This window comes from Clostridium novyi NT (genome assembly GCF_000014125.1).
In the GTDB taxonomy this organism is placed as follows: Bacteria; Bacillota; Clostridia; order Clostridiales; family Clostridiaceae; genus Clostridium_H; species Clostridium_H novyi.
Genome location: NC_008593.1, coordinates 1596688 through 1612754 on the forward strand (window position 1 = coordinate 1596688; position 16067 = coordinate 1612754).

The window sequence follows — 16067 nt, forward strand, 5'->3', positions numbered from 1 at the left end:
AATTCTATATATTTATATTATCATAAACTAGTATAATTTTATAATAATACACAAATAATAGTACTACATAGGATATATATATACATTTTCAGGCTTTGAAATAGTTTTTATATTTCTTACTTTAACAATAGGTACATTATTTTTATACTCTAATATTCCTTCAACCTTAATCCAGCTATTAACTTTTATATTATTAGCATTAGAATATACACAAGTAAGTCCAACTAGTTCAGCATCTGCTACACAACAGGATATCATAAGTCTTCCTACCGCAAATTCATTGTCCTTAAAAGTTGAATCTTTATATACACATCCATTAATACTAATATTTACTCCTTTATACTTTTTAATATTATTTTGAATATCAAAAACTAATGTAGCATAATTATCATCACTAAATACTACTTCCTTTATCTTATTTACATTATTATCACTAGAAGTCTTTTGAGTATTTGCTTTAGGCTTGTTTACAGAAGCTACCTTATTATTACCAAGGTTAGCATTCATTCCAACCTTTATACCATTAATTCCTATTAATAAAGTTAGAAACATTATTATATAACTTTTGTCAATTGGAAATGGACTTTTTATAGTAAATATTTTAGTAAATTGATATATTGTAAGTATAGTAAATATAATTAATGCAAACACAGTATATTTAACCATCCTAGGACTTATAAATATCCTAATCTTATCAGTCAATAATAAATAGTCAAAGTATATCGTAAATCCAAGGAGTGCTAAAAACTTCAAAAGTTCCTCTGTATTAAAACGCTTCATTTAAATAACTCCTAACCTTTCAAAAATATTTACTAAAATACCTATTAGATAACAAACTCCAAAAATATAAAAAATAAGCTTCACAACTATCCTTTTCTTAAAATTTCCAAATAGCATTATGGCATTTTTAATATCAATCATAGGTCCTAAAATTAAAAATGATGAAATAGAGCCCATGGTAAATTCATTTAAAAATGTTCTAGCTATAAAAGCATCCGCCTCAGAGCAAACAGACAAAACAAACGCCAAAACCATCATAGCTATTACTGATACTAGTGGATTTTTTCCTATAAATGCAATAGACTGTTTAGATATTGTTAGCTGAAATATTGTCGATAAAAATGCCCCTATTGCTAAATATTTTATTATATTAAAAAGTTCACTAATTGTATGATTCAATACTATCTTTATTTTAGAATTATAAGTATACATGTTATATTGAGAGTTACATCCGCACCCACAATTAGAATTTTCATATGGTTTGTCTACACATATATCTCCATTTTTTTTGCACTCTGATAATGAAATTATGTATCCAATTAATATTGATGCCAAAACTCCTCCTACACATCTTATTATAAAAATAGAAATTTTATTATAAAAAGCATAGTATGTAGACATTATTACAATTGGATTTACAATAGGAACTGATAGCATAAATGTAAAAGCTATACCTAATGGTACACCTTTTTTTACTAATTTTTTAGTTATTGGTACTATAGCACATTCACATACTGGAAAAATCAATCCAACTAAAGATGCTAATATCAATCCTAAAAATTTACTTTTAGGAATCATTCTAGTTATAAATTCCTCCGATACAAATACTTGAATCAAAGAAGATATAAAAGATCCGATTAATATAAATGGTACACCTTCTAAAAGTATGCTAGTAAATATGGTACAAAAATTTTCAAAAAATATTATTTTACTATCTACCATTAAAGTAGTAATTTGAAAAATCATAATACATAATACTAATATTAAAATACTTCTACATATTTTATACTCTTTTACAGTTGTTTTTCTACTAATAGTAATCACCTAAACCTCCTTAAATTCCACTTATGAAATTTTTTAAATATATTCTAATCTGTTTTAATAATCCTGTATCTAATAAATCATATTTCTCTAAATCTTTATTCATATTACTCATATTATTTATAGTTATAATATGAGCATAATTATTTATTTTTCTTAACCTTTCCTCCATATTTACACACTCTAAATACTTAATATCTTTAGCATTTGTTATAACTATAAGATTACTAAACTTTATAAATGGTATAAGAAAATTTCCCATATTATTTATATACATTTCAAAGGTTTTAGCATCAATAGTAAAAAATATAGAAGTTATCTTACATAACATTTTTAATTCATTGCTATATATAATACTTAGCATATTATCTAAAAGTATTGTTCCATTATATTCTATAATAATTCTATTTGGATTATGCTTTTGTATAATTTGTTTTATATAATCTTTTTCCATTATATTATTGTTGCATTCATAAAAAACTATATTTGTATTTTTTAATATATCTTGACTTATATTTGAATTTCCCTTTTCACAAGAAATTATAACTATTTTTTCACTTTTCACCAACGTGCATCGAACTAATCCATTTATAAATGAAGTTTTACCTGATCCTATAAATCCTGTAACAACTTCAATATCACACTTTGTTCTCATTTTTATCAATCCTTATTTTGCAAATAACGCTTTAATAGCTAATTTATTTAAATTGCTACCTATAATACAAATTAGACTAGTATACTCTGGCAGAGATTTTTTAAATGTTAATTCTCTAGGAACATAATTAAACTGTATCCATTCCGCTAAATCATTTTTAACTATTCCTTTACCACGAAGAATGTATCCAAAAGAATTATCTTGTTCTAAAATATCAAATATTTTTTTCAATTTATCTTTTGAAAACTCTTTAGGAGTTTCTATACTACAAAATTGAAATGTTTCATTTGTCTTTTTATCTACATTCTTTATTTTAAAATTTGTAGGTTTTTTTAATAAATTAAGTTTTTTAATTATACTTTCATTTTCTTTATTGGCACTTTCTAATATATTCATTGCAGTCATATCATTCCATGGAGTTGTTATAATTGTTGCACTACCATTTATTTTTTTTATATTCTCTGTAACTTTTAATATGTTATCATTAGATGTACACTGAGTTCTACTCAAAATTATAGTTTTAGAATTAGCAATTTGATTTTTATAAAAGTCACTAAAGTTTTTAATATACATATCAAACTTTAATACATCTACTACAGTCATAACTATATTCACTGATACTTTTTCCTTTAATTCTTGTCTTTTAAAAGTATCCAATATTTCCGAAAGCTTTGCGACACCAGATGGCTCTATTATTATTCTATCTGGATGAAATTTTTCTGTAATCTCTTTTATAGCATTTGTAAAATCATTTACTATCGTACAGCAAATACAACCTGCATTTATTTCTTTAACTTCAATATTGGTTTTCTTCAATATAGCACCATCTATTCCAACCTCTCCAAATTCATTTTCAATAATAACAATTTTTTCTTTATTAAGTTCTTCCGTTATAAGCTTTTTTATAAGCATAGTTTTACCTGCTCCTAAAAAACCTGAAAAAATATCTATTTTTGTTTTTATCATATCCCCATCTCCTTACATCTATTTTAATATAGTGCAAATGCAAATCATTTGCACTAATAATAATATTATTATATTACATCTTCAAAAAAGTAACAAATCGAATTCAAATATATTAAATCTCTAATTGATTTATATTAAAAGATATTGCCACATTACAAATCCTCAATATACCAGATGATTTTTATTGTAAAATAAATGCGGCAATATCTTTTTGAAAACTATATTCTATATTTTATTTATTTTTCTATCAACCACGGAAGTGTAACGCAAACCTGTAATTGAAGTACATGCTTTAGAAAAATATCACAAATGTAATAGAAATCTTCTACTTATTTTATATAATTTTTACAATAACAATATCTAAACTTATTTTTTAATAAAAACTTTTTATAATAATTCTTTGTTTTTAGAATCTACTTATAAAATCATATCTAGAAACTCAATTCGTCTTAATATATCTTATTGTCCATAAATAATTATTGTTTTAATCTAAAAGTATTACAATATATTGTTAAACTAATTTTATTCACTTTATGTCTTTTCTCTTTTTTTCTTATACATTTCCATATCAGCACTTTTTATTAAATCACTAAGAGTCATTTTATTATCCACTTTAGAATTATATTCATAAAATCCATAGCTTAAGTTTAAATTATAATCACAACTATTTTTATTAATTTCTTCTAAAATTTCATCAATTCTATTACATATTTTACCAACATCTTTTATACTGGTTCTAGGAAACACTATTAAAAATTCATCTCCACCCATTCTAATTATAAAATCATCTTTTCTAATACTATCCCTTAATGTTTTAGCTACAAATTTTAATACCTTGTCTCCCTCTTTATGTCCAAAGGTATCATTTATCATCTTTAACTTATCTACATCAGCAAAGCAAATAACAATATTCTCATTACTTATTTTTGATAAATCAAATTCCTTATTTAAAAGCTTTAGACCAGCTCTTCTATTTAATACACCTGTCATAACATCTGTATTTGCATAATATTTTAACTTTTCTTTTTCTAAATATAACTTATTTAATACACTCTCCTTATATCTTAAAATTTCAATAAGCTCTTCTTTGGTCATATTCTCATAATTCATATGATATCACCACCCCAATATTTCATTACATATATGTTTATATTCCTTTTTAATTATAGTTTTTATTCATTTCTACTATAATTTTTTTATTTCTTCTCTAAACTCTTTAGGCTCCATTACTTCTATAAATTGCATTTGACTCATTATCCACATTAATATCCCTTTTCCATATACTCCTGCCTGAATTATATATTTATTACCTTCCTTTTCAATTATTCTTGCAGTTGCTAATCTATCTAAGACAGCCTCTACAGAACTTCCCCAAAATTTAAATTTAACCTTTATAAATTCACCAGAATACATAAATTGAATTTTATTTCTATCTTCAAAATAAGCTATCAAATAAAAATAATACTCTGAAAAATAATAGCTACTGGTTTTATTGTTCTATTAACTTTAACCCTATACACTTTCACATAATTTATATTTATGACTTGTTTAAGTCTTATATACTCAATTAAATCCCATATTTTAGATAATAATTTATCATTGTGCTTCAATGGCACAAAATTAAATAACTCATTAACTATAAGCTCATTAACATGTTTTCTTTGAGTATTATCTATTTATTGCTTTTTATTTACAACTTCCCTCCTTATAAATTTTTCATAAATCAATAAGCTTCTGTTAACCTTTCCACCTTTTTCTTCATACATGTTTATCACCTCTCTATATAATATATTAGTCAATAACATGGACATATAGTGTACATGTTATCCTTCTGTATATATTTATATATACTTTACATTTTTTTCTATATATACAAATAAACATAAAATATATTATGATTATATAAAATATTAAATATTTTTTCCATAATTTTCATATAATTCATAATCAATAAATTATAATAGTAAATATATTATCTAAAAGAATAGTTTTAAATGTTCTAATACTCTGATTATCTTAATAAATTTCTATATATTTTATAGTCTAATCTTGTCACTAAAATCACACATCTAAATATATAACATATTATAAAGTTATAAAGTTCTATGAAAGGAATGAGCAATTTGTACAATGCTTATAACGTACATCCAAACCCTTATTTAGATAATATGTATAATCCTTATAATGCATATCCGTGTCCTTATTACTATAACAATCCAATGTATATATCAAGTTTTATGAATAATTTTTCTAGAAAATATATTCCTTATGATGATGAAATGGAATGCTATTCAAGACATGGTTGGGGGCAATCTCCAAATAATTACAATTCACTTCAGCTAAAAGATTATGGTGGAAAACCATTTGTAATTAATATTGAAGAAGCCACTAAACTCAATAATAATTTTCGTACCGCATTATGGACTGGACAACATTTACAACTTACCCTAATGAGCATAAACGTTGGAGAAGACATAGGTTTAGAGGTTCACCCTAATACTGATCAGTTTATACGTATTGAAGAAGGTCAAGGAATTGTTAAAATGGGTGATAATAAATTTAACTTAAATTTCCAAAGAAATGTCTACGATAATTTTGCAATTATTATCCCTGCTGGTAAATGGCATAATTTAATCAATACTGGTAATAAGCCCATTAAATTATACTCCATATATGCACCACCTCAGCATCCATATGGTACAGTTCATGAAACCAAAGCAATTGCAGAGGCTGCTGAAGAATAAACTTCTTATTTTATTATTTGTATTTAAAATTGATTAAATAAAAGACTATGAATTTCAAAGCCCCTAACAGCTTTTTTCATAGTCTTTTCTTTCTTATATTTATTATTATCTAATTTAGTAATTTTCTAAAATCTTCTACATTGTTCACCGGTCTATTGCATGAAAAATTTTCACATACATAAGCAGTAGTTTTATTATCTATTATTTTTTCATTTTTTATAGAGGGTATTATATCTTCTAAAGTTCCATCATTTAATAGTACAGTTGTAAATGGCATAAACTTTTTGTTTACTTCTCTTATCATATCATTAAGCACTTTATCTTCTTTATTAGAAGCTATTATTATTTGTCTACTAGGTCTAATGTAATTCATATAAGCCATTAAAAATACACTATGAGATTGCAGACTTTCTTTAATATTTCCTCCAAAACCTTTAATCATTTTATATGCTTTTTCTACTAAGCTATTATATCCTGTGATTTTTGAAAGTTTAATTAAATTCATAGCTGCTACAGAATTTCCAGATGGTATTGCCGTATCATAACTATCTTTTAAATTTAATATAAGCTTTTCTCCATCCTTACCACTGTGGAAAAATCCATAAGATTTTTCATCCCAAAATAGTTTTATCATTTCATCTTGAAAGTATAGTGCTTCCTTTAAAAACTTAGACTCAAATGTAGCTTCATAAAGTTCTATAAGTGCCCACACTAAAAAAGAATAATCTTCAAGATACGCTATATATGCCGCTTCTCCATATCTAAACCTTGCTAAAAGTCTCCCATCTTTTCTTATTAAATTATTTTTTATAAAATCATAGGCATCTTTTGCTCTTTTTATATATTCTTTATTTTCAAAAACCCTACCTCCATAGGCTAGTGCTGATATCATTAGTGCATTCCAAGCAGTTAATATTTTATCGTCTTTAAATGGATGAATTCTCTTTTCTCTTATTTGAAAAAGCTTTTCTCTTATATATTCTAGTTTATCTATATTTTCTATATCTTTACCTATTAAATTAGGTATATTACTTCCTTCAAAGTTGCCAACTCTAGTTATGTCATATGTATTGCAAAATTTCTTATAATCTTCTTTTAAAATATTTTCTATCTCATTTAACTTCCATAAATAAAACTTTCCTTCTACACCTTCTGAATCTGCATCTTCTGCAGAATAAAATCCTCCTTCAGGTGAGGTCATGTCTCTCAAGATATAGGTAAATATTTTTTCCGCTACTTCTTTATAAAAAGATTTACCTGTTAATTGATATGCCTCAGTATATACATAAGCTAATAATGCATTATCATATAGCATTTTTTCAAAATGAGGAACAAGCCATTTTTCATCTGTAGAGTAACGTGAAAAGCCAAAACCTATGTGATCAAATATTCCCCCCTTATACATACATTTCAGTGTATGTTCTACTATATGTAGCACATTTTTATCATTATATTCTTTATAGTAGGTTAAAAGCAGCATCAACTTATGAGGTGTAGGAAACTTAGGTGCAATACCAAAACCCCCATAAACATCATCGTAATAATATTTCATTTCTTCTATAGCATCTTGTAATACTTCTTCATTTATTTCTCCTGATTTATCTTGTGCTTCATGTTCTTTTAATGTTTTTAATAATTCATCGGATGAATTTATAATATTATTTTTATTAATTTCCCATTCATCTGCTATTTGATTTAGTATTTGAATAAGTCCAGGTCTACCGTACATCCTTTTTTTAGGAAAATATGTTCCTGCAAAAAATGGTCTTTGATCAGGTGTCATTATAATTGTTAAAGGCCATCCACCACTTCCTGTAACAGCCTGACAAAATGTCATATATATATTGTCTACATCTGGTCTTTCTTCTCTATCTACTTTTATAGATATATAATTATCATTTAAAATCTCTGCCACTTCTTCGTCTTCAAAGGACTCATTTTCCATAACATGACACCAATGACAACTAGAATATCCTATACTTAAAAAAATAGGTTTATCTTCCTCTTTTGCTTTTATGAAAGCTTCTTCACACCATGGATACCACTGTACTGGATTATAAGCATGTTGAAGTAAATATGGTGATTTTTCATTTATTAATTTATTAGGATTATTATGTTTATCTTTTTCTTTTTCTAAAACATTCATTAAAAAGTACCTCCTATATGCTTAGCAATTAAATTTATCTTACCATTAATACCGAAATGATATGCACTTATCCATATTCTAAAATAAAAATAACCAGTCAGAATAATTTTATAAAAAGTTACTCTAACTGGCTTTACTTTGTGATTTATATTTGTTTTTTGTTAATCCACTTTTTACTTTTCCATCTAATAAGCATACAAATTCCTCTAAAACATTCATCTAAAGCTACACTTAACCATATGCCTATAATTCCCCATCCATTATATATACTTACTATAGCTAATCCTAATGAAATACCCCACATAGATATTAATGCCATAACTACTGGAAATATTACATCACTAGCCCCTCTAAGGCCACTTATAAATATAAGATTAAATGTTCTACCAAACTCCACAGCAATATCTGCTATTAAAATACCTGCTCCTATTAAAATAACTTTTTCATCAGTTGTAAATATAGAAATCAATTTATATCTAAATAAAGCTGCCATAAAGCTCATTATCATAGTAATAATTAAGGATAACTTCATTGATAACATGCAAGTCTTGTTAGCCATATCATAATTCTTCTCACCAACTGAATACCCAATTAATATCTGGTTTGATTGGGCAATAGACAGGCAGAATACATACACAAATGTAGCTAATTGAAAAACATAGGTTCTAGCTGCTATGTCTTCTTTGCTTAAGTAACGTAATATTAAAGAAGTTAATATAATTTGTACAACATTATAACTTAAAGACTCTAATGCCGAAGGAATTCCTATTTTCATCAATTCTTTTAATACTTTTTTAGGAAAATTTTTAATAATTTTAAAAGAGGATAGTGTCTCAAAATTCTTAAACACATAAATAAATAATATTAATGCTCCAATAAACCTACTAATTGTTGTTGCAATAGCAGCTCCAGCTACACCTAATGAAGGAAATATAAAAATTCCATAAACAAGTACATAGTCTAAAAATAAATTTAATACTACCATAAGGAATGTAATTTTAAGAGAAACATTTGGTCTACCATGAGTCCTTACTATTGCAGTACATGCAGATATAATTCCTTGCAAAAATAAAAATCCACCTACAATTAAAGTATAAACTTGTCCATACTCAAGAAGTTCTTTTTTTAATCCTATAAGAATAAGAACCTCCTTTCCCATAAAACAAAAAAATAAGGTAAAAAAAATTCCGAGTACCAGTGTAAAAATTATAGAAACTATAGCAATTTCAGAAGCTCGTTTTCTATCTTTAGCTCCAAGTGCTTGTGATATTAAGACTGAAGACGCACTTGCCATAAGTGTAAAAACTATATTCATTATATTTATAGGCTGATTAGCTGTATTTACTGCTATGGCTGCATTATCAGAATATCTGCCTAAAACAAGAATATCTCCAAAACCAAGTAACATTATAAGTAATGTTTCAAGAAATATTGGAGCAGCTAAGTTTAATATATCTTTGGTTAATCTTTTTTCCATGATTTTAACTCCTTTGAATGTTTATATATTTGTCTTATTTGTCAATTAATAAATATATAGTATTTATTAACTTTTGTCTATATAAATCAATATATGGAAAATCATGTTTCATATATTTCAAAGTTATTTTAGTTTATAAAATATAAAAGAACACCTATCTTTTATAGATAGATGTCCTTTTTTAAAATATTTTGTTTTAAGAACCTACTTTTTCAGTAAAGCCTAATAAATCCATCTGTAACATAAAAACATCATTTGCAGTAATATTGTTAAGACTTCCTGATGTAAATTGAGATTCTCCGGCAGATTTAACACCATCTTTTCTAGTATCTCCACCTGAAATAATTGTTGGCACTCCATCCCCAGTATGATCTCGTGCTTCACAAGGTGTAGAATGATCCGCTGTAACCGATACATAGCATTTATTAAGATCAATATTTTTTAGAATTATTCCAATAGCATTGTCCACCTTTTCAATCATATCCTTTTTTGCCATTGGTAGATTATCATGTCCTGCAAGGTCAGTGGCTTTAACATGCATTACAACCCAATCATATTTATCTTCATTAAGAAGTTTAAGAGTTAAATTAACTTTTCCTATTAGATTAGTATCAAAACTTCCAGTAAAACTTTCATCACTAAAGTAATCCATTCCTACAAGTTCTGCAATACCACCAACAGTTATATCTCCAGCTACACAAGCAGCCTTTATATTATAAAGTTCTTTAATAGATGGTATATGATTTTCCTGACCTGCTCCTCTAGTTATTACAACATTAGCAACCTTTAACCCTTGTTTTTCACGTTCTTTATTTATAGGATGTTCTTTTAAAATTTCATAAGCACGATTTGTAAATTCCCATAAATTTTTTGCTGTTTTTTCTGCATTATTTGTGCCATCTAATGCACTTGGAACAATAAGTTTAGCACCTTCTTCTGCAGTACCTGGATCCGTACATGATATTTTGTCACTTAATTCATTTCCCCTTAAAACAACTGCAACTCTATGTTCTGTTAGTTCCTTTACAAGAACTTGTGTACCATCAGATAACACTAAACCATTAAGTGCCTCTGCTAATTCTTTTGTACCCTTACGAATTCTACCAGCACGTCTATCAATAACAGTATAATCCTCATCAATAGTTCCAAAGTTTCCTCTAAATGCAACATCACCTGGCATTAATTTTATTCCCGCACTATAAGCTTCAAGTGGTCCCCTTCCAGAATAAACTTTATCACTATCATATCCAAATATGTGAAGATGTCCAACATCAGTACCTACTCTTATACCTGGTGCTATTGGATAAACATTTCCGCACATTCCTCTTGACGCAAGATAATCTAAATTTGGTGTTTCTGCACTTTCAAGTGGAGTCATCCCCTTTAATTGAGGATTTGGACGATCTCCTAGCCCATCTAATATGATAAGTACTCCTTGTCTTTTTCTCATAACCTACACCACCCTAATATATAAATTCCAAATCTTTAGTATTTTTCTAAGCTTTTTTACCTTTAAGTAAATGTTTATTTTTAAGCATAAATGCCACTGATAATACAACAGCTCCTACCCACACAAGTATTCTGTGTACTTTAAGTGGACTAAAAGTATTTATAGCAAATTTAGTTTCTTTTCCAGAATTAACACTTCCAAAATCAAATCCACCAAATATATATCCATTTTCTTCTGTTACTTTAAAATCTTTTTTAGCATCATATCCTACAATATTTAAAAGTTCTTTTCCCTTTGGCACAGCTATCTTAGTTGAATAAGATTTAATAGTATTTGGAGAAGTATTTACAACTTTATGTTCTATAGCTAATGCTCCTCCTGGAAAAGTATCACCAATCTTAGCTTTTTTCCCCTTATAACCATTTTCTTTATTCATAGATACTTGAAAAATAACCTGAGAATTCTTTTCCTTAAATACTATAAGATTATATTTTTCATCTCCATACTCTACTTTCTTTTGTTTTTCAGATATATTACCTTTTATAGATTCTACTTTTGATATCTTACTCTTACTGTAAAGCGGAAAAGCAACTTCACCTTTATCATTTGTTACAGCAGTAATTTTTTGTGATATAATTGCATTTTTTCCATCAGGTATAATAGTATCCTCAACCTTTTCTAACTTTCCTAAATCAACTGCATAAGCATTAACAGAAACCATGCAAGTAAAAACAACAGCTAATAGGGCAAAAATCATTTTTTTCATACCTTTGTCCCTCCTATACAATTCCTATAATTTTAAACCATGTAAGTGAAGCTAAAACTAATATTCCCCACTTAGCAAGTAACACTAGTACTCCATAAAGCATTTGTTCAAGTACTGTAAAATATCCTGTACCATAGTAAACCAAATTAACTTTGCTATGAGGCGGTAAAGTAACAGTATCTGCTATACAAAATGCAGCTGGTAATGCTAATGCAACTGGATTATATCCTGTAGTATTTGCAATTCCAATTATAGTTGGGATAAGTATAATAGTTCTCACAGTCTTTGAAGTAAATAGTAGATGGCTGAAACTTGCAATAAACATTATTACTGCAAATAATACAGTAAAGCTCATATTTTCTACTCCTAACTTCTTAAAAACAATCTTTAATCCCCAAGATGCTAATCCTGTTTCATCAAGTGCTACACCAGCAGCGTAAGCACCACATGCAAATATCAATAGATTCCATGATATTTTTGCTTCTTTCCATTTTAAAATTCCTATATAAGGTAAGAAGAAAAGTCCAGCTGACAATATAGCAACCATTACAAGACTTAGTTGGAATCCGAAAAGTTTAAGTTGAAGACTATCCATTGCCCAAAGAACTAAAGTTATAGCAAAAATTACTAGTGCCTTTTTCTCTGTAATAGTCATTTTTCCAAGCTTATTATATTCTTCTTTAAGTTTCGTAAGATCAAGTGTTTTTGAATCTGTTTTCGGTATTTTAAATAACATCTTACCTATAAAAAACATTGCAACTAAAGTTAAAATTGTAATTGGTGCAGATGCTATAAACCATTCCATCCAAGAAACATCATGTCCTGTGAAATCTTTTATAAAACTAATTGCAAGAATTTGTGATGATGTAGCTGTAACAATTGCAGCCGTAGAAAAATTATTAGCTTGTATACCTTGTATAGCAAGTAATTTTCCAAGATTATTATTTGGATCATTAATATTTACTTCAAAAGCTTCCACAACTAAAAGTACTATTGGGAACATCATAGCTGCTCTAGCTGTAGTTGAAGGAACAACAAATGATATTAAGAAATTTATTACAATAAGAAGTATCAATACACTATTAACACTTTTTCCAAACTTAGTTATTAAATATAATGCCATTCTCTTGGCTAGTCCACTTTTCTCCATACCAGAAGCTATTATAAATGCGGCAAAAGTAAGCCAAATTACTTCATATCCAAGAACTCCCATAGCTTGTTTTTCAGTCCAAGCTCCCGTTAATGGTAAGGCAACAATTACTAGTAAAGATACCGCATAATTAGGTAAACTTTCTGTAATCCAAAGTATTAGGGCTGTAAGGAAAACTCCCAATGCCATTTTTCCTGCGTAAGATAAACCCACTGGAGTCGGCATTGTATATATTGCTGCAAAAACTAATAATGCCAATGGTAAACCAAAAAACTGCATTTTAAGTTCAAAAGGACTTTTTACCTTTTTAACCTTAACTTTTGTTTCCATAATTTTAACCTCTCCTTTTATAAAATATAAAATTCAATCAAAAGTTAACTGTTTGATAAATTAATAATAATCAAAAAACTTTATATATTCCAATTATATTTAATTATAACAATCATAAATATTATTTATAACTATATTAATTAAACCCTATTCATAAATATTATTTATAACTCAATTAAAACAATAATATTATACTATTATTTTTATATACTTTATATAATAAATAGCTTATACTATAATAAATAATATTTATGTATAAATTCAATAAAATCCTTAAATTTTATTAATCTATATTGTATAAGGGGGAAAAATAGTGGACTTAGAAACTATTCAAACTTTTTTACTCATATCACAGAATAAAAGTTTTACAAAAACAGCTAAAGAAATGTTCTGTACACAAGCTGCAATTTCTATGAGAATTAGAAGGCTTGAAAAATACTTAAACTGTAGTTTATTTAACCGAAATTCAAAAAAAGCTGAGCTAACTAAAGATGGTATCCTTTTTCTACCCTATGCCCAGCAAATATCAAATACTTTTATTAATGCTAAAGAACATTTACTACAATCAAAGTTAATGGAAGAATCCGAAATATCAATTACATCATCTAGTACACCTGGAACATATATATTGCCAAATATATTATTTTTATTTAGACAAAAATATCCTTTTATCACCGTAGTTAATAATGTTCAATATACCCAAAACGTAATTGATAGCATACTAAATAAAACTTATTCTCTAGGAATAATTTCTCAGCCCTACTTGTCTGACAATGAAGACATATTATGCGAACCTATTTTAGAAGATCCTCTTGTAATAGTAGTAAATAATAATCACCCTTGGGCTAAGAAAAAAAGAATATTCTTTCATGAGATGAAAAATGAAACTTTTTTAATATCTAATCCAAACACTTCATTAATTTACTACTTAGAGAAGACAGGAAACTTTAAATTTGTTCCAAAAAACATATGTGTGGTTGGAAGTGTTGAAGCAATAAAACAAAGCATCTATGATAATTTAGGAATATCTGTAGTATCTGAAAGTGCAGTAAAGCAAGAACTTAATCTAGGATTATTAACTAAAATTCAGCTAGTTAATGATATTAAATTACTGCGTTATGTTTATTATATAAAACGTAAAGATGCAAAACTACCACTTTCCACTGAATTGTTTTTAAAATTTGCAAAAGAAATTATGATTTCAAAAGGTAAAGGAATACAATCATCAGAATTATGTAAAACAAGTGATGAATAAACTTATAAGGAACCTACTAAGTAACATAGTAAGTTCCTTTATTAATTGACAATATTATTTATAAAAACTAGCCTAATTTTAATATACTAAACTTCTTATTTTAAATATTATGCATTATCCTTATTGTTTTTAAGCCATGAAATAGCACAATGAGTATGCATAGCTGCACCTGTAACTAATATATCTTCATTAAATACTACCTTTTTATTGTGCATTGGTTCACCATATAAAGAATTCTCTTCTTTTGAACCAGCACCAATCATTAAATAAACACTTGGAATTTCCTCTGAGTAAAAAGCAAAATCCTCTGATGCCATTCCACCTTGTTCAAATAAAATAACTGAATCTTTACCTATCAAATCTTCCACATAAGAAGTAACTTCTTTAGATAGATTAATATCATTAATTAATGGTGGTACTGATGGAAGTTTTATAAGTTCTGCTTCTCCCCTAAACATCTTAGCAGTAGACACTACTATATCATTCATCCTATTAAATATAAATTCTCCTACTTCTTTATTTAAGCTTCTTATAGTACCTTCCATAATAACTTCACCAGGTATTATATTTCCTGTTTCTCCAGCTACAAACTTACCTATTGTTAAAACAGCAGATTGAAGAGCCGATATTTCGCTAGAGATTATTTCTTGTAAAGATATATATATGTGTGATGCTATATTTATAGGATCTACCCCAAGTTCTGGCATAGCTCCATGACATCCTGTTCCTTTTACAACTATTCTAAATCTAATACATCCTGCTATAGTAGTTCCAAGTCCACATAACACAGTATTTGAAGGTGTTCCAGAACTCACATGCATAGCCATAGCCGCATCAACTTTAGGATTTTCAAGAACACCTGCATCTAGCATTCTTTTCGCTCCAGTAAATCCTTCTTCATCTGGCTGAAATACTAATTTAACTGTTCCTTCTATTTCATCTTGATTTTCCTTAAGTAATTTAGCCGCACCTAATAGCATTGCTGTGTGTATATCGTGTCCACATGAATGCATGCAACCATTAGTTGATTTAAAATCACATTCAGTAGCTTCTTCCATTGGTAGTCCATCCATGTCAGCTCTAAGTAAAAATGTTTTTCCCTTTTTATTTCCTTCTATTGTAGCAACTATACCACTTTCACATATCTCCCTTGGATTATATCCAAACTCTCTTAATTTATCCATTACATAAGCTTTAGTTTTTGGTAGCTCACATCCTACTTCAGGATTACTATGTATAGTTCTTCTGTAGTCTATTAAGTCATTCTTTATTGATTTTGCTTGATTCATAATTTTATTCATATGTAT

At 27.3% G+C, this 16067-nt stretch carries 14 protein-coding genes; 2 read left to right on the forward strand and 12 right to left on the reverse strand.

Features of this window, described 5'->3' with window-relative positions:
• Positions 1-63: 63 nt before the first annotated feature.
• The 6 genes from NT01CX_RS07465 to NT01CX_RS07490 all read right to left on the reverse strand — a co-directional run bounded on the left by NT01CX_RS07465 (position 64) and on the right by NT01CX_RS07490 (position 4894).
• The gene (locus NT01CX_RS07465) at positions 64-780 is read right to left on the reverse strand and encodes a TIGR03943 family putative permease subunit (protein WP_011722455.1); all 717 of its coding nucleotides are present in this window, start codon (positions 778-780) and stop codon (positions 64-66) included.
• Positions 781-1824: a permease gene (locus NT01CX_RS07470; RefSeq protein ID WP_011722456.1), complete on the reverse strand. Its 1044-nt coding sequence runs from the start codon at positions 1822-1824 to the stop codon at positions 781-783.
• 10 nt (positions 1825-1834) lie between these two features.
• Positions 1835-2476 carry a GTP-binding protein gene (locus NT01CX_RS07475; RefSeq protein WP_011722457.1) on the reverse strand — a complete coding sequence of 214 codons (642 nt, stop codon included), beginning with the start codon at positions 2474-2476 and terminating at the stop codon, positions 1835-1837.
• A 12-nt stretch (positions 2477-2488) separates the two neighbouring features.
• Complete coding sequence (locus tag NT01CX_RS07480; RefSeq protein WP_011722458.1) at positions 2489-3442, reverse strand: CobW family GTP-binding protein; 954 nt, start codon at positions 3440-3442, stop codon at positions 2489-2491.
• A gap of 531 nt (positions 3443-3973) precedes the next feature.
• Positions 3974-4552, reverse strand: a complete 579-nt coding sequence (locus tag NT01CX_RS07485; protein ID WP_011722459.1) for a GGDEF domain-containing protein — start codon at positions 4550-4552, stop codon at positions 3974-3976.
• Between the two features lie 75 nt (positions 4553-4627).
• Positions 4628-4894 carry a WYL domain-containing protein gene (locus NT01CX_RS07490; protein WP_011722460.1) on the reverse strand — a complete coding sequence of 89 codons (267 nt, stop codon included), beginning with the start codon at positions 4892-4894 and terminating at the stop codon, positions 4628-4630.
• A 671-nt stretch (positions 4895-5565) separates the two neighbouring features.
• On the opposite strand from NT01CX_RS07490, the gene NT01CX_RS07495 reads away from it, so the two are divergent.
• On the forward strand, positions 5566-6186 hold the full coding sequence (locus NT01CX_RS07495; RefSeq protein ID WP_011722462.1) for a cupin domain-containing protein: 621 nt from the start codon (positions 5566-5568) through the stop codon (positions 6184-6186).
• A gap of 109 nt (positions 6187-6295) precedes the next feature.
• Here NT01CX_RS07495 and NT01CX_RS07500 read toward each other — a convergent pair whose 3' ends face one another.
• The 5 genes from NT01CX_RS07500 to NT01CX_RS07520 all read right to left on the reverse strand — a co-directional run bounded on the left by NT01CX_RS07500 (position 6296) and on the right by NT01CX_RS07520 (position 13505).
• Positions 6296-8332, reverse strand: coding sequence for a thioredoxin domain-containing protein (locus tag NT01CX_RS07500; RefSeq protein WP_011722463.1), 2037 nt, complete (start codon positions 8330-8332; stop codon positions 6296-6298).
• A gap of 145 nt (positions 8333-8477) precedes the next feature.
• Positions 8478-9809: an MATE family efflux transporter gene (locus NT01CX_RS07505; protein WP_011722464.1), complete on the reverse strand. Its 1332-nt coding sequence runs from the start codon at positions 9807-9809 to the stop codon at positions 8478-8480.
• Positions 9810-10005: 196 nt separating this feature from the next.
• Positions 10006-11259: a 2,3-bisphosphoglycerate-independent phosphoglycerate mutase gene (gene apgM / locus NT01CX_RS07510; RefSeq protein WP_011722465.1), complete on the reverse strand. Its 1254-nt coding sequence runs from the start codon at positions 11257-11259 to the stop codon at positions 10006-10008.
• A 46-nt stretch (positions 11260-11305) separates the two neighbouring features.
• Complete coding sequence (locus NT01CX_RS07515; RefSeq protein ID WP_011722466.1) at positions 11306-12025, reverse strand: hypothetical protein; 720 nt, start codon at positions 12023-12025, stop codon at positions 11306-11308.
• A 13-nt stretch (positions 12026-12038) separates the two neighbouring features.
• Positions 12039-13505 carry an SLC13 family permease gene (locus NT01CX_RS07520; RefSeq protein ID WP_011722467.1) on the reverse strand — a complete coding sequence of 489 codons (1467 nt, stop codon included), beginning with the start codon at positions 13503-13505 and terminating at the stop codon, positions 12039-12041.
• 313 nt (positions 13506-13818) lie between these two features.
• Here NT01CX_RS07520 and NT01CX_RS07525 point away from each other — a divergent pair, with 313 nt between their 5' ends.
• Positions 13819-14760, forward strand: coding sequence for a LysR family transcriptional regulator (locus tag NT01CX_RS07525; protein ID WP_011722468.1), 942 nt, complete (start codon positions 13819-13821; stop codon positions 14758-14760).
• A 107-nt stretch (positions 14761-14867) separates the two neighbouring features.
• Here NT01CX_RS07525 and NT01CX_RS07530 read toward each other — a convergent pair whose 3' ends face one another.
• Positions 14868-16061, reverse strand: coding sequence for a M20 metallopeptidase family protein (locus NT01CX_RS07530; RefSeq protein WP_011722469.1), 1194 nt, complete (start codon positions 16059-16061; stop codon positions 14868-14870).
• Positions 16062-16067 lie beyond the last annotated feature (6 nt).

What these genes read in the sequence shown, in the direction of transcription:
- NT01CX_RS07465 (WP_011722455.1), bottom strand. Translation starts at nt 780, where the DNA reads ATGAAGCGTTTTAATACAGAGGAACTTTTGAAGTTTTTAGCACTCCTT.
- NT01CX_RS07475 (WP_011722457.1), bottom strand. Translation starts at nt 2,476, where the DNA reads ATGAGAACAAAGTGTGATATTGAAGTTGTTACAGGATTTATAGGATCA.
- NT01CX_RS07480 (WP_011722458.1), bottom strand. Translation starts at nt 3,442, where the DNA reads ATGATAAAAACAAAAATAGATATTTTTTCAGGTTTTTTAGGAGCAGGT.
- NT01CX_RS07485 (WP_011722459.1), bottom strand. Translation starts at nt 4,552, where the DNA reads ATGAATTATGAGAATATGACCAAAGAAGAGCTTATTGAAATTTTAAGA.
- NT01CX_RS07500 (WP_011722463.1), bottom strand. Translation starts at nt 8,332, where the DNA reads ATGAATGTTTTAGAAAAAGAAAAAGATAAACATAATAATCCTAATAAA.
- NT01CX_RS07505 (WP_011722464.1), bottom strand. Translation starts at nt 9,809, where the DNA reads ATGGAAAAAAGATTAACCAAAGATATATTAAACTTAGCTGCTCCAATA.
- apgM (WP_011722465.1), bottom strand. Translation starts at nt 11,259, where the DNA reads ATGAGAAAAAGACAAGGAGTACTTATCATATTAGATGGGCTAGGAGAT.
- NT01CX_RS07515 (WP_011722466.1), bottom strand. Translation starts at nt 12,025, where the DNA reads ATGAAAAAAATGATTTTTGCCCTATTAGCTGTTGTTTTTACTTGCATG.
- NT01CX_RS07520 (WP_011722467.1), bottom strand. Translation starts at nt 13,505, where the DNA reads ATGGAAACAAAAGTTAAGGTTAAAAAGGTAAAAAGTCCTTTTGAACTT.
- NT01CX_RS07530 (WP_011722469.1), bottom strand. Translation starts at nt 16,061, where the DNA reads ATGAATAAAATTATGAATCAAGCAAAATCAATAAAGAATGACTTAATA.